Origin of the sequence: Exiguobacterium sp. s91 (genome assembly GCF_018618915.1) — a bacterium.
In the GTDB taxonomy this organism is placed as follows: Bacteria; Bacillota; Bacilli; order Exiguobacteriales; family Exiguobacteriaceae; genus Exiguobacterium_A; species Exiguobacterium_A abrahamii.
The window spans coordinates 204,697-219,182 of the sequence record NZ_JACSMZ010000001.1 but is presented as its reverse complement, the minus strand read 5'-3'; the positions used below and the strand labels follow the sequence as shown (position 1 = coordinate 219,182).

The window sequence follows — 14,486 nt, the reverse complement described above, 5'->3', positions numbered from 1 at the left end:
GAAATGATTATATTTTTTTCGGTAGCTATCTCGCTTGCGTGACACTAGTTCACAGCATGAATTCATATCACGAAAAAGACGCGATTCACGAAAAAATGATCACGGTTTCCTTAATATTTTTTCATTTATCTGCATGATGTTTTGAAAGATAAGGGTAAATACCAATTTGATGATTAAAAAGTGCTTAAATCGGTAATAAGTCCTATATGAAGGGTGGATAGTCTTTAGAAATCATGTTAAAATCAGCCAATATACCCACATCGTTTGCCTTATCCATCCTAGTCGTTTGGATCATGCTCGATGCTTGGATTCGTCCCTTATCGTTTACGGACGAAGTGTTGCCGAAACAGTGGTCTCTTTGGTTGCTTCCCATCTATATCGTTCTGTTCAGCGTCTGTTGGTTCATCTTACGACCGTTCTATCGTGCCAATCGAGCGACTGGGCATCAAGTTGTAATCATTTTTCTGATTTATCTGACATTTCATATCATTTTTTTCTTTTTTAACGCGAATACGGATCGTGTTCTCGCTTCGCTTTACCTCATCTCGACTTGGCTATTCGTTGGCATCGTCTCTTCGCTCTCGCGTACATCGATCGAACAATGGCAACGGCTTTTGTGTCACTTTCTTTATGGACAAGCCGTCTTTCTCGCTTCCTATGCTCTCATCGTCTCATTTGGTTCAGAGTATGTTCCGGTCGAAAACCTGCAATGGCTTCGGATCGGTCCCTTATCGTTTCCACAATTGTACGTCGGGGAACAAGGCTCATTCCTTCGCCTCGCTGGTCTGATGAACAATCCGAATACGTTTGCAGCGTGGCTTGTTCCAGGCGGACTGTTTGCTTGGTTCTATCTACTCAAACAGTTCCCACGTCGGCAAAGCTTTCTACATGCTGTTCTCCTCCTTCTCATCACCATCGCCCTACTTCGAAGTGGTTCGCAGACAGGAATCTATTCTTTTCTCCTCCTTGCTCTCTTGACGAGTATTCGAATGGTTGAAGGAACGAGACGCAGGATGCAGGTGACAGCATGTTACGTAACGGGAAGCTTGATTCTCCTAGCTGTCTTTGCGTTTCAAGGACTGCTTCCCCGTTTGCTCAGTCTCAACGGACGATTTACGCTTTGGCAAGCAGGATGGCGCGCTTCCACTGATTCGCTTTGGTTCGGACACGGGATCGGAAGTGCCCCACGCGGCCTGCAGGAACAACTGAACGAACAAGTTCTCTATACGTTCCACAGCACACCGATCACTTATCTTTATGAATTCGGACTGATCGGTTGTTTGCTGTACGGTGCAGTCTTTCTGTATCTGTTCTATCGACTGTTTCGGATTCAGACGACGGATCTCACGTTTCTCGCTCTGTTGCTTACTGGCTGGCTCGGACTACTTCAATTCACGGAAAGCATTCTCGTCAGACCGAGTGGATTTTATTTCATTTGGCTCAGCCTTCTCGCTTATACGTCGCTTCGTCGACTTCCACCTCACGACAGTACCCACACCTAGAGCACCTACACGAAAGGGGTATGACATCATGAAGAAATGGACAGAACAACAAGTCATCGATAGCCTAATCGAAGCTAGTATCGAATATCCCGCTCTCGACGCAAAGACGTATGCACGTTGGTCGATTGGAAAAGATATTCCGTCGATCACGACGATCATCAATGTATTCGGCTCTTGGCGTGAAGCACTCCAAGCGGCCGGTCTCTCATCGATTCGTCCGTACTTTTCAGATGAAGAAATCCTTGCTTTCATCAAGGAAGCATCGACACGCTTACACCCTTTCCATAGCAACAGCTACCGGGAATGGGCAAAGGCGAAACATGGACCATCCTTGACATTGATCAACTTACGTTTCGGTTCTTGGTCACGTGCGCTCGAAGAAGCACAGATCGAGATGACACGTTCCATCTCGATGACGGAAGAGCGCATCATCACAGCCTTACTCGAAGCTTCCGATGTCCTCCCCCGTCTGACGACACAGACGTATGCCATTTGGGCACAGGAAAATGGACATCCGACAGTCGCGACGATTGCCCGTAAATACGGTTCATGGGCAGATGCCCTCGCTTGCCTCGACATCGCACCGCCTCGCCGGAAATGGGTCGAAGAAGATGTCCTTGAAGCACTGCGGCAGGCGCAAGAAGAATTACCTTCCCTCAGTATCATTCATTACCGGAAATGGGCAGAAGGTCGCTCGGTTCCGAGTACCTCGACGATCAACGCCCTCTTCGGTAGCTGGACCTCCGCCGTGCAATGCCTCAAGCGTGCACGCGTCTCTCTTTCTTGATTCTGCTCTTCTACCTAAAAGGAGTGACCCGGTATCACTACCAGGTCACTCCTTTTTCGCGCGCTTATGGTTTTTTAATTTGCTCAAGCAGAGACGCAGGCAACAGCGTCACCGTGTCGTGTTTCAATAAATAGATGTCTTCCGCATAAGCTCCGATGCGTCGGGAATTACGTTGTCCCTGCAGATTGTTTCGGATCGCTTTCGGAAAATTGACGCCGCATTCATAAGCATGTGGATATCCCCCACCGAATCGCGGATTGATCTCTGATAAGTAGAGCGTTCCGTCAACATCAAACAGGTCGAAATCAAGCGGACCGACAAGACCGGTTCCATGTAAAACGTGCTCGACCAGTTCAAAGACATCGTCGCGTTTGATGGAGCGACTCTTATCCGTTTCCCCTGCACGCATGACGAGTTTCTCCTTAATGAAGATATCCGTCACTTCATGCGTCAACCAGTCGACATAGACGTCAACACCGAGCTCCTGCCCTCTTAAGTATTCTTGAATCAATAAATCCGGATGAACAGCAAACAGTCCTTCAACGACTTCAAGAGAGGAGACCGCCTGGACATGGAGACTGGCACTCCCATTGCGTGGTTTGACGAAGACCGGGAACTGGACCTCCCCTTGCGCAAGTGCGCTCCGGAATGCTTCGAGCGTCACATATGTCCGCGCATGCGCAATCCCTTCCGCGACACAATACGTATACATTGCGTACTTGTCGAAACAGAGACGACAGGCATCCATCGGTGAGACGAGGACCGTGACACCGATGGCTTCAAACCGTTCCGCCGCCGCTGCGAGCAATTCCAGTTCAGGATCAATCAATGACAAGAGCGCCGTCACCTGTTCGCGCTGACACAACTCTAGCAAATGATCGATATAATCCGGTGCATCAATGCAGGGAACGAGATGATGGCGTTCTGTCATATAGAGACCCGGTGCGAGTGAACTACAATCCGCAGTACTGACGTGACCGTCCGGCATCTCACGGACGAAATACTCGACTAGCTTCGTCCGGCGACCGACGCTCGTCATCAACAAATGGGAAGTCTTCATAAGGCAGTCTCCTTCGTTAAAAGTGATGCCTGTTCTTTTCGTGCTGGAAGGAAATACTTCCTGCTTGGCGTCGTACTTTTTTCCTATAGATGAGTACATAACATCCGATTCCAATCAATGCGCCGGTTCCATCGAGTAAGACATCTTGGATGAGTCCCGTCCGGTCTCCTGTCAAGATTTGATGGAACTCATCAAAGACAGCGACCATGATTGCTAACGAATAGGCGAACAAGACGGCAAGTCCTGGTGTCAGACGACGACGTGTCAAATCGATCAATCCGATCCCTAATACGAGAAAAGTCGAGACATGGGCCGCTTTACGGATGAAAAACTCAATGAAGCCACTCCGTCCAAGGGCAGCGACACTGACTTCCCCATGATAGGAAAAGGAGATGAAACGCAGATGATCGACGAATCCTAACGGAATGAATCGCGATAACCCTGGTTTGATGGATTGCGCTTGATACGGCATCGAACTTGAGATGAAGAGGATCAATAGAACGGCAAGGACGACGTAGCCGGACCACGTGATTTTTTTCATGAAGACACTCCTTTTTTAATATCATTTTACAATAGCATAGACCCCAGAAAATTAGCGGATTCTTTCTAAAATTCAATTTCTAGTTTAACCCATTTCATTTTTTTAGTTTCCTTGAAAAACGATATTTTACATTTCACAGGTTTCTTTTATAATGAAAGTGGTTAATTAGTACTATACACGATGACCTGAAGAATAGGAGTGGAGTGCCATGAATCGTGCACTAGGTAAAAAAATCATGCAATTGCGCAAACAACACAAGTATACTCAAAAGTTTTTAGCTGAACGGTGTGGGGAAACAGCAACGGACATCTCCGCTTACGAACGTGGTCAGCGCATGCCCTCTCCTCAAGTCCTAGAACGATTAGCTCTTGCTTTAGACACGACGGTCATTGATCTCATCGATCCGAAGTATGTACAGCATCCTTCGTTGAATGAATTCATGCAACAAGCGCTTGAACCATCACAACCGCTTGATCTGAAGCTCATTCTCGAGGACTTACTCGTTCACCTCAGTCTGTCAAAGGAAATTTATTTCGATGGACGCCTCGTCTCAGCAGACGTCCGAGACGAGATGGCAACGTCGATTGATCAGGCATTAAAACGCGGACTTTCCTCCATCGAGGCGTAAAAAAAGGAATCAAAATCTGCTGATTTTGATCCCTTTTTCTTATTCTGTTTGGACGATATGGTCGATGTACAATTGTCCCTCTTCATATGTCGCTTCTAATAGTTGACGAAAAAACGCATTTTCACTTGTTTTCTCGGATACGAATACACGTGTGTAGCGCTGGTGCGCCTGCGCGAGTACACTGAATTTCAGAGTACGGGCAGATGAAGAGAAGAACAATTGTCGACCGGGATGACCAAAGGCGTCCGTTGCTTTCGATTCTTCTAAGAAGTGAAAAGATTCGTCTGGAAACAAGGTCTCAATGAACGATAGACAACTTTGCTGAAAAGTACTTCCGCTCTGATTTTCCATGATACGTCCGGCTCCTCTTTCTCATGATGTACTTCGAATCGTGAAAAGGAAACTACTGTATCCAATTACCCAGTCTTTAGACCTATTCAAACCAGTATATTACATATATTTTTCTTTTTATTATCACATTATATTTTATACTTATTGTTTTTCGAACTCCAGCACGAGTGTCGTCTTTCCTTCGTACAAAAATTGTCCACGATAGCGCGATAGCGTCGCAAATTCAAACAGCGTGTTCGGTTCATACAAATATTCGACCGCATAACTGATTTTTTCCTCATTCCCCGATTTGAGATAGGCGTTGAACAATAAACGTTCACCGTCGACTTGATAGCCATAGAACAGCAAAGTTTTTTGAAAACGTCGCGTCGCGATCGGATGAGCGATCGATTTTAGATGATCGACACGATACAAGGACACGAGCAAGCGTCCACTTGGTCGCAGCAATTGACGGATGTTTCGAAAGAACAACAAAAGCTCTCCGCGCGTATAACGTAAAATCGTCGTTCCCGGTAAGATGATTCGATCAAAGTACTCCGGACCGACGACGTCCGTCACGTCATGACTCCAGCCGTAAATCTTATGTTGATACTTCTCCGCAATCTGTTTCGTCCGTGCAGCTTCCGGTTCGATCAGATAAAGATCGTATCCTTCATCCGACAAAAGATTAAAGAGCGCTGGATCAAACGTTCCATGAAACAGGATTCGCTCGCCTTTTCGTAAATAACGCCGATACAGCATCAGCTCATCGACTTCATTTAACTGTTGCGCTTCCTGATACAGTTGACCGAATCGTTCATCTGCCTGAACATGATTCAGTACCTGGACGCGTGAGTAGCTCCCTTTACGCAAGAATGGACCAAATAAGACATCACCCATGATACATCAACTCCTTGTAGTGCTGAATCGCTTCTGCATAATCTGCGCCGAGTCGCTCCGGTAATACGTCGAACTGTTCCTTTTGATCCGCTTCGAGAATCCAGAGAAATGCTTCATTCGTCTCAAATAAACGTAACGTCGTCCGGTCGAACGCAAAACAGCCTTCCTCGTTTTGAATACCGATTAACGTCAACGGTCCGATTCGCCCGGACGTCCGAGGCAATTCGATATCAGAGTACGGTGTGATGAAACGGCTCGTTCCCTGAAACGTTCCTGCCAGTTGATACAGTAGAGGAAACAGCTCCAGTTCAGTTTGTGATGCAAGCGCGTCAGGTTGAGGTTGCTGTTCCCGGAAAGATTCAATATCAACAGATAAGTCTGCACTCAATTGGATCGTCTTCTGTCGATCAGCGTAAATCCCGTCCGCAAAGAAGAATAGTCGATGCGAGACACGTAATCCACTTAACGTCGCATAATCAAGGATCCCCATCGATTGATCGTTTTGAATCCGTCCCGTTCGTTGCCAGTCCGCTAGTCGCTCCGCAAGAGCATCACGTGACAAGATCGTTAGTTGCGAATCAAGTGAGGGAGAGAGGCGATCGGAAAACGTCAACAGAATCGGTGTCCGGCTCATCAGTTCGATGATCGGTAGATCGTGACGCATCGGGTGATCAAAATAGATGACGCTGTTGATCGTCATCGCCTGGAAATTGCTTGCCGGAATCTGCTCCAGTAATGAGCTGTCTTCGATGTAGACATGACGTAACGGTTGCGGATGATGTGGTACCGATGCTGGGTACACACCTGTCATCAATGAGAGGAGCGCATGATGGACAGCTGGAACAGATGCAGAAGCAGGCATGTCTTCCTGCGGTAAGAAGAGACCATTCAGGAAATCCGGTTGTCCAAATAAGACTTCTCCATTTGGACGAATCAAGTGGAACTGGACATGCAACATCTCGTGTTGCAAATACGCGACGAGTCGTAACGTCCGTTCGCCTTCCCCTTGGAGGACGAAGACGTAATGCTCATACTCCTGAAAATCCATATAATCGAGTAAATCATAGAACGTATGTGTGTCGTAATCAAACGCGTCGAGCGAAATACGGTGCGTCTCACAAAACGTTTGCAGATCAAGCGATGGTAGAGAACGTTGCAGCCAGCCGTCTTGTTCCGATAAAAGCGATAATCCGATCATGTCCTCTCTCCTTTCTCATCAAATGATTGAAAAAAGGGCTTCATTCTAATAGCCGAATGAAGTCCTTTTGTGTGGATTAAGCCGATTTAACGTTTGCCTTAGGTTTCGTAGCAGTCCGGTCCATTTCCCGATGAGCGAGGGGGGCGACGGAGACGGTAGCAGGATTGAGACACCAAGCGCATGAAGTCATGTTACGTCGCGTTTCTTTTAAGATGAGTGTCATGGGTGTACCCCTTTCTGAATCAAGTGAGATGGTCGTTGAAACATTGATACGAAATCGAGTAAATCAGTAGTATCTCGTCTTGTTCGCTTCTATAATAGAAGTTGGTACCCTATACCAGTTCAATCTCCACGAAAGGACGAGGAGCCGATGGATCAATTCATGTCACCGCAAATCGGCTTAGCATTACGCCGACTGCGGAAGAAACATAATCTGACACAAAAGGATTTAGCGAACGGAATTTGTAGTCAAGCAGAGATCAGTAAGATTGAGAGTGGCACACATTCACCGACAGTCGAATTGCTGTATGCTTTATCAAAGCGATTACAAGTTCCATTATCAGCGTTCTTAGACCCTACAAATCAACAAACGAATTTACGAACGATTGACGAAGAATTACTTTATAAATTTAGAAATCAGAACTTTGAAGGCATTTATAAACAAAGTAAAGTCGCACTATCTAATGCTAATACTTCATTTGAACATTCATTATTGTATAAATATTACTTCTTCATTTGCTCGTATCGTCTAGGAAAAATCGATTACCGTACATGTATAGTAGAACTTCAAAATCTATCGAATGAATACTCCACTTCATATTATTCACCAAATATGCTAATTCGAATTAAATCTGCGATTGCGAATCTATATTCTGAAAATAGAAGTTTTCAATATAGTATCAATGTTTATGAAGAAATATTAAATCTCAACTTTGACAATGATGATTTAATCGTCGATCGAATTAGAATTTCGTATAATTTTTCAAAGATTCTTTTAGAATTCCAAAAACATAATCGAGCACTTACTATAATTGATGAAGCAATTGAAACAAGCTTAAAATTTAAAGATATGTCGTTACTCGGACAATTATACTCTCAAAGAGCTGCTTGTTTAGATAAATTAGGTGCTCCATCACAAGAAATCATTAGAACTTTTGATAAATCATATTTTTTGTTTGAATTATTAGGAATGAAAGAGTATCAAAAAATTATCACAACGATGAAAGAAGAATATCTAGCCAAATAGCTGTATCAATGTATGAATTTCAATTAAGCTCGTTTTACTGCGTACTCAAGTGGAATTCCATCAATAGCCACATCTGTTTTTTGTGAATATTCTAAAGGCAATCCTTTAATCGCTACATCGAAAGCTGGAGCATACTCAAGTGGTAATCCTTTGATTGCTAGGTCTGTTTTTTCTGAATACTCGAGTGGCAATCCTTTAATCGCTACATTAGTTTCAAGCTGACTAGCAACGCCAGCACCAACAGTAACAGATAATGATAAAGCTGCAATCGCTAAACCTAATTTCTTTTTCAAGTTCATCTAAATAACCTCCTATTATTTTTCGTATGGCTTCGTAACAACATCATATAACCTTAGACCCCCTCTGAATATTCGAATACGAATAATTATGGTATTTTACACATTATTTTCACTTTCTATTACTTTTGACTCGAGTCATATGTCCTGATTCCTGTTTGTTTTTTACAAATCATCCATCAATGTGTCGAACTTGTGTATGAAAATAGATTTTTTTGAATATTCCATCAAGATGAAATTCCGTAACAGACAAAAAGAGAGCCCGTACAACTCCTACGAGTCGAACGAGCTCTCTTTATTTTGAGGATTGTCGTAACGCGATGACGTAAAAGATACCGAGGACGACAATCACACCTAGTAGTATTGAACTAATCGTCGTTCGCGTTGACGTATCCGGCATCCATATCCCAAGTCCTAAATTGATTGCTGCGATAATTAAGACGAGCCAAACAATCGTACGTGGTCGCATATCGATCTCCTTTCTGGTCTACTCTGCCGTCCGATCACCGAATATGCTATGGTGAAGATAACGAAGGAGGTTCTGTTTCATGAATAGACTTGCTGTATTTTGTGGTTCCAAAGATGGTGCTAGCCTAGTCTTTCGCGAGGCAGCGGGTACGCTTGGTCAAGCGCTCGCAGCGCGCGGCATCGGACTCGTATACGGCGGTTCCCGTGTCGGAACGATGGGGGCTGTCGCGGACGCTACGCTTGCTGCTCAAGGTCAGGCAATCGGTGTCTTGCCTCATTTTCTACAAGAAAAGGAACTTGCCCACCCCGGACTGACTGAATTGCATCTCGTTCACTCGATGCACGAGCGGAAAGCGAAGATGTCAGAGCTTGCCGACGGATTCATCATTCTCCCTGGTGGTCCCGGTACGATGGAAGAGTTTTTTGAAGTCTTCACGTGGGCGCAACTCGGTCTACACGAAAAACCGTGCGGTGTACTCAATATCGAAGGATACTATGATCCCTTGATCGCTCTATTTGACACGATGGAACGTCAAGGATTCCTGATTCCGGAACACCGTGCGATGCTTATCGTCGAGTCAAATCCTGATCGTCTACTTGAACGCTTCGCGACGTATGAAGCTCCACACGTCAAAACCTATATGGATCGCTCACAAACCTGATGCAAACGGAGTCCTCGACTCCGTTTTTTTGTATGGATTCTCAGCTCTTCCGATTCTACTTCTCTCTCGTTACTCATTTTCTCTACACTGACGTAAGAATCCTACTTTACAGAACAAAAAAACCAGATGCGAATGCATCTGGCTTAACATTAAAAGAACTTCAAGATCGCGTCGCTGAGGTTCGTTAAAGACGGGGTCTCGTCAATGACCATCAAACTCCCTGCTGCGAGAACGATGAGACCAAGACCCGACAAAATCCAACCTGGGTGTTTGACCGTGTCCGCTGAATCTGCGTTTTCTTTACCAGACCGCGCATTCGCTGCTTGTTCTTTCAAGCGATCGCGACGGTATTGATGTTGTTCCTCTTTCGACCACTTCTTATATTCAGCAAGAAACTTCTTGTACTCCGGTAAGACATCCTTCGTCGTTCCGTCGAGGCGGACTTGACCGTATTCGAGCCAGACGACCCGCTCACAGAAGCTCTTGATTTGCGAGAGTGAGTGACTGACGAAGATGATTGTCTTCCCTTCTTCCTTGAATTCGTTCATCTTATCGATACAACGGTTGTAGAAGGTTTGGTCCCCGACCGATAACGCTTCATCGACAATAAGGATGTCGGCGTCGACATTAACTGCGATCGCGAAGCCGAGTCGCGACTTCATCCCACTCGAGTACTTCTTGATCGGCTGATCGATGAAGTCACCGATATCCGCGAAATCGATGATGCCGGGCATCCGACGCTCGATTTCCGCGTCATCCATCCCGAGCATGAGACACTTCAAGCGAATGTTCTCCCGCCCTGTCAGGACGTTCTTCAAGCCTTGTGAGACGGCGATGATCGCAACTTCACCGTTGATCGCGACGTCTCCTTCGTTTGCATAGATGATACCTGAGATCAAGTTCGATAACGTCGATTTACCGGATCCATTGATACCGACGAGTCCGACGACTTCTCCCGATCCAATCTCGAGCGAGACATCCCGTAGTGCAGTGAATGTTTTAACGCTCTTGCTTTGATTCTTGAACAAGAGCTTGAATTTTTCTTTTGTAGTCGTGACCATGTCGAAGCGTTTCGTGACATGGTCGAGTTTAATCATAGACATGGCGATTTCCTTCCCTTAGACGAGCTCAGTGAATGATTTACGGAACTTGATGTGCAAGAATGTTCCCGCTGTGAACAACAGAAGCGTCACACTCCAGAAATACAGACCGGTCGGCCACTCCTGCCAGACCCAATGCCCTCCGAGCAAGCTCGCCCGGTATCCCTCGACGAGATAAAAGACAGGGTTCAAACGAAGGACGCCGTGTAAGAAGTCCGGGAACCGTTCAATGTTCCAGAGGATTGGTGTCATATAAAAGAGCATCCGCATCATCGACTGCAAGAAGAGCTGGATGTCTTTGACGAGTGTGATGAGTGTTGAAAAACAAAGTGAGAACGCATAGACGAAAATGTACGTCGCGATCATATAATACGGCAACTGGAGTAACTTCCATGTGATCGGGATACCGTTTGCGATGATGACGATGAAGACGATCAAGAGCATCGCAAAATGTTGATACATCCGCGATAGGATGACATACGATGGAATCGCGCTCATCGGGAAACGCATCTTCGTCACCATTGCGAGACGACTGTTGATCGAGTTCGATCCGCGTAGTAACGCGTCATTGATGAAGAACCAGACGACGATCCCGCAAAGGAGCCAGACGATGAATGGAATATCGCCATCCACGTTCTTATTCCCTTTAAGACCGACACCGAAGACGAACCAATAGATGAAGATTTGGAGACCCGGATTGAGGAGCTCCCATAAAAGGCCAAGGCGTTGCTCTGCATGCGCTGATTTGATTTCATATCGCGCCAACCGGCGAATCAAGGGGAAATTCTCCACCTGTTCCCGGATGATACTTCTCATTTCTTTCAGCATAAGTGTAAGTTCCTTCCGATTCATGATACATGTATTTTATTTTCATATTCGTTGATTCCACTCAAAAAAAGACAGATGCCGTCCGCGATTGCTCAAACGAACGCTCTCTCCGCGTGAACGGGACCTTGCCCGGTCGATTCCGACTCGCCTCCTTTGTCCACTCATTCGTGCATGCAGAAGCAATACTTCCTATATACACTTAATCAATTCTAGCTATCGTGAAAAAGCGTGTCAATGTATTGGACGAACCGACACCAAACTGTAGTTTTTCAGGCACGACAAAAACCGGCGGGTCCACCACCGGTCATCTCCTAGTTTGTTTCCTTACGCATGATTAAAATGTGGAAACTCAATCGTCGTCGGTGGTGATGCGAGCCCCCATACGAGGAGGACGGTGATCACACAAATAATGCCGACGAGGACACCGCCTCGAATCGTATCATTCATCTATCGTTGCCTCTTTTCATCCGAACTGTCTGTATACTGATATCATACAATATTTAGCAATTCAGGACCACTAAAAAATCGACATTTAATGGGAATGTTTAACGATTGGTAATATTCTTTCGTTTCATTTTTATTTAAGACAAGATATAATGAAAGCGTTATCATTTCCTTATGAAGGCGAACGTTCGGATTCTAAAGCTTACGAGCAAACGACTTCCGTGGGTTGTCATGTTGTCGGACCTAAGAATTTACGTTATTTACAAAAGGTTCATCCCACGAAGCTTTCCGAACCCTTTATAGTAGAAGAAGAGGTCAACGATCGCATCACGACCTTGCATTCATACCCCACTCTTGAAGGAGGATTTTTACGTATGTACAAATCAAAACCGCTTTACGCGGCAGCTGTGGCTGTCGCCCTGACGACATCGGCAATCGTGCCGGTTGCCCAAACGACAGTTTCGGCTGCAACGCATGTCAAAGTCAAAACGGTCAAACTCAAGTCACTCGTCTTCACGAAAGGTGCTCCGGTCAAACTCCCTGCTACATATAAAGGTGAGAAGATCACATGGAAGTCTTACGATCGCCATGCATTCAACCGTTATCAAACGGTCAAAGGCACATACGGTAAGAAAAAGAATCCGATTGAAGTCAAAATCTACATTCAGAACTACGCAGTGAAGTTCGTCGAGAAGGTCGCGGATCAGACGATCTATGTCGATCAAAAACCAGAATTGCCGAAAACACTAGCTGTTCTTTATGCGACAGGTCGCATCTATGACAAACCAGTCCGTTGGTCGAAAGTCGATACGAGCGAAGCGGGTGTGAAATATGCGGTCGCAAGTTATACGCGTCTTGGCAAGACGATTACATTAAAAGCAAAAATCACGGTGCTCGACGTCAACACGGATGACTTCTCAATTGGTTTAATGCATACGAACGACACGCATGCGAACCTCGATAAAGCACCGAAGCGGGCAACTGTCATTAAAGAACTTCGCTCTGCTTACCGTGCAGAAGGTAAACCATCGCTTCTTTTAGACGCTGGTGACGTCTTCTCTGGATCACTCTACTTCAACAAGTTCCTTGGCCAAGCGGATCTTGAACTGATGAACTACATGAAGTACGACATGATGACATTCGGTAACCACGAGTTCGATCTCGGCGATACAGACAACAACATCGCTTTGAAAAACTTCGTCACGAAAGCGAAATTCCCGTTCATCACGGCGAACGTTGATTTCAGTAAAAACGAACTCTTCAACGGTCTACAAAAGAAAACGATCACAGCCGGACCAGAGCGTGGCAAAATCTATCAAGGGATCATCAAGGAATACAAAGGACAAAAAATCGGCTTCTTCGGTTTGACGACTGAAGAAACTGCTGATATCGCAAGCCCAGGTACGGTGGCGTTCGCGAACTACATCACGAGTGCGAAAGCGGCCGTGAAGAAACTCGAAGATCGTGGCGTCAATAAAATCGTCGCCTTGACACATATCGGATTCGATGACAACGAAGCAATCGATAACGATCAACTGCTCGCACGTAACGTCGATGGGATCGACGTCATCGTCGGTGGTCACTCGCATACGAAACTTGAAAAACCAGTCGTTGTCGACGAAACGGTCGTACCAGGCAAAACAGAACCAACGATCATCGCTCAAGCATACCAATACGGTGATTTCCTCGGAAATCTTGATTTGACGTTCGACTACAAAGGGAAGCTGACGGAGTACAACGGATCACTGATCGACGTTTCAAAAGCAGCTGAAGACGTTCGTGCAGCTGAAATCCTCAAACCATATGCCGATCAAATCGCTGAATTGAAAAACGAAGAAGTCGGTGCGAACATCGTTAATGCTCTTCCAAACCCACGTGGTGAAGTCAGTGTCCGTAACAGCGAAACAGCTCTCGGAAACTTGATCACGGACGGCATGCTCAAAAAAGCAAAAGAATACAATACAGATACAGTCATCGCGATGCAAAACGGTGGTGGTATCCGTGCTGCTATCGATGCCGGACCACTCACAGTCGGTGAAGTCTTAACGACGCTTCCATTCGGTAACACGCTTGCGACAGCTAAAATGACAGGAGAAGAAATTAAGGCTCTCCTCGAAATCAGTGTTGGTGTGGCACCGGTCGAAAACGGTGGCTTCCTCCACGTCTCTGGGATGAAGTTCGAATACGATAGCACAAAAGCTAAAGGCGAACGCGTCACGAAGATGGAAGTCAACAACAACGGCACATTCGAAGTCATCGATCCAGCGAAGACCTATGTCATCGCAACGAATGCCTTCACAGCTAAAGGTGGCGATGGTCTCACACCATTCGAGACAGCTTACAAAGCTGGTCGCGTCACAGACCTCGGTCTCTCGGACTGGGAAAACCTACGTGATTTCACGAAATCACTCGGTCAAGTCGACTACAAGATTGAAGGTCGCATCGTCGATACATCAAAACTTCCAAACTAATTAGACACAACAAACAACCGCAGGT

The 14,486-nt window shown here is 45.7% G+C and carries 17 protein-coding genes; 6 read left to right on the top strand and 11 right to left on the bottom strand.

Annotated features, from left to right (window positions below; translation table 11 throughout):
- Positions 1-233 precede the first annotated feature (233 nt).
- Positions 234-1,502 carry an O-antigen ligase family protein gene (locus KNQ06_RS01100; RefSeq protein ID WP_215147129.1) on the top strand — a complete coding sequence of 423 codons (1,269 nt, stop codon included), beginning with the start codon at positions 234-236 and terminating at the stop codon, positions 1,500-1,502.
- Between the two features lie 28 nt (positions 1,503-1,530).
- Positions 1,531-2,289: a homing endonuclease associated repeat-containing protein gene (locus KNQ06_RS01095; RefSeq protein ID WP_029342637.1), complete on the top strand. Its 759-nt coding sequence runs from the start codon at positions 1,531-1,533 to the stop codon at positions 2,287-2,289.
- Between the two features lie 64 nt (positions 2,290-2,353).
- Here KNQ06_RS01095 and KNQ06_RS01090 read toward each other — a convergent pair whose 3' ends face one another.
- Both KNQ06_RS01090 and KNQ06_RS01085 read right to left on the bottom strand, forming a co-directional pair.
- The gene (locus tag KNQ06_RS01090; protein ID WP_215147127.1) at positions 2,354-3,349 is read right to left on the bottom strand and encodes an ATP-grasp domain-containing protein; all 996 of its coding nucleotides are present in this window, start codon (positions 3,347-3,349) and stop codon (positions 2,354-2,356) included.
- Between the two features lie 16 nt (positions 3,350-3,365).
- Entirely contained in the window at positions 3,366-3,890 is a 525-nt protein-coding gene (locus KNQ06_RS01085; RefSeq protein WP_215147125.1) for a VanZ family protein, read from the bottom strand.
- Between the two features lie 208 nt (positions 3,891-4,098).
- Here KNQ06_RS01085 and KNQ06_RS01080 point away from each other — a divergent pair, with 208 nt between their 5' ends.
- Positions 4,099-4,518, top strand: a complete 420-nt coding sequence (locus KNQ06_RS01080; protein ID WP_064299317.1) for a helix-turn-helix domain-containing protein — start codon at positions 4,099-4,101, stop codon at positions 4,516-4,518.
- A 39-nt stretch (positions 4,519-4,557) separates the two neighbouring features.
- Here KNQ06_RS01080 and KNQ06_RS01075 read toward each other — a convergent pair whose 3' ends face one another.
- The 4 genes from KNQ06_RS01075 to KNQ06_RS01060 form a co-directional block, all read right to left on the bottom strand.
- Positions 4,558-4,869 (bottom strand): hypothetical protein, encoded by a 312-nt coding sequence (locus KNQ06_RS01075; RefSeq protein WP_050678158.1) that lies wholly within the window; start codon positions 4,867-4,869, stop codon positions 4,558-4,560.
- A 141-nt stretch (positions 4,870-5,010) separates the two neighbouring features.
- Complete coding sequence (locus KNQ06_RS01070; protein WP_244290062.1) at positions 5,011-5,748, bottom strand: class I SAM-dependent methyltransferase; 738 nt, start codon at positions 5,746-5,748, stop codon at positions 5,011-5,013.
- Positions 5,741-6,946, bottom strand: a complete 1,206-nt coding sequence (locus KNQ06_RS01065) for a hypothetical protein (protein ID WP_215147123.1) — start codon at positions 6,944-6,946, stop codon at positions 5,741-5,743. Before KNQ06_RS01065 ends, KNQ06_RS01070 begins: the two co-directional genes overlap by 8 nt.
- A 76-nt stretch (positions 6,947-7,022) precedes the next feature.
- Positions 7,023-7,169, bottom strand: a complete 147-nt coding sequence (locus KNQ06_RS01060) for a hypothetical protein (RefSeq protein ID WP_156323178.1) — start codon at positions 7,167-7,169, stop codon at positions 7,023-7,025.
- A 147-nt stretch (positions 7,170-7,316) separates the two neighbouring features.
- Between KNQ06_RS01060 and KNQ06_RS01055 the strand changes: the two genes are divergently transcribed.
- On the top strand, positions 7,317-8,192 hold the full coding sequence (locus KNQ06_RS01055; RefSeq protein ID WP_215147121.1) for a helix-turn-helix domain-containing protein: 876 nt from the start codon (positions 7,317-7,319) through the stop codon (positions 8,190-8,192).
- A 23-nt stretch (positions 8,193-8,215) separates the two neighbouring features.
- On the opposite strand, the gene KNQ06_RS01050 is transcribed toward KNQ06_RS01055, so the two are convergent.
- Entirely contained in the window at positions 8,216-8,491 is a 276-nt protein-coding gene (locus tag KNQ06_RS01050; RefSeq protein ID WP_047392874.1) for a hypothetical protein, read from the bottom strand.
- A gap of 292 nt (positions 8,492-8,783) precedes the next feature.
- Positions 8,784-8,957, bottom strand: a complete 174-nt coding sequence (locus tag KNQ06_RS01045; RefSeq protein WP_023469413.1) for a hypothetical protein — start codon at positions 8,955-8,957, stop codon at positions 8,784-8,786.
- Positions 8,958-9,036: 79 nt separating this feature from the next.
- Here KNQ06_RS01045 and KNQ06_RS01040 point away from each other — a divergent pair, with 79 nt between their 5' ends.
- The gene (locus tag KNQ06_RS01040; RefSeq protein WP_149427856.1) at positions 9,037-9,618 is read left to right on the top strand and encodes an LOG family protein; all 582 of its coding nucleotides are present in this window, start codon (positions 9,037-9,039) and stop codon (positions 9,616-9,618) included.
- A gap of 149 nt (positions 9,619-9,767) precedes the next feature.
- Here KNQ06_RS01040 and KNQ06_RS01035 read toward each other — a convergent pair whose 3' ends face one another.
- From KNQ06_RS01035 to KNQ06_RS17080, 3 genes are all read right to left on the bottom strand, one after another.
- Positions 9,768-10,721 carry an ABC transporter ATP-binding protein gene (locus KNQ06_RS01035; protein WP_058705433.1) on the bottom strand — a complete coding sequence of 318 codons (954 nt, stop codon included), beginning with the start codon at positions 10,719-10,721 and terminating at the stop codon, positions 9,768-9,770.
- A gap of 15 nt (positions 10,722-10,736) precedes the next feature.
- Positions 10,737-11,546, bottom strand: coding sequence for an ABC transporter permease (locus tag KNQ06_RS01030; protein ID WP_050678164.1), 810 nt, complete (start codon positions 11,544-11,546; stop codon positions 10,737-10,739).
- Between the two features lie 324 nt (positions 11,547-11,870).
- Positions 11,871-11,993, bottom strand: a complete 123-nt coding sequence (locus KNQ06_RS17080) for a hypothetical protein (RefSeq protein WP_255359374.1) — start codon at positions 11,991-11,993, stop codon at positions 11,871-11,873.
- Between the two features lie 371 nt (positions 11,994-12,364).
- Here KNQ06_RS17080 and KNQ06_RS01025 point away from each other — a divergent pair, with 371 nt between their 5' ends.
- On the top strand, positions 12,365-14,461 hold the full coding sequence (locus KNQ06_RS01025; protein ID WP_215147119.1) for a 5'-nucleotidase C-terminal domain-containing protein: 2,097 nt from the start codon (positions 12,365-12,367) through the stop codon (positions 14,459-14,461).
- The last annotated feature ends 25 nt before the right edge of the window (positions 14,462-14,486 follow it).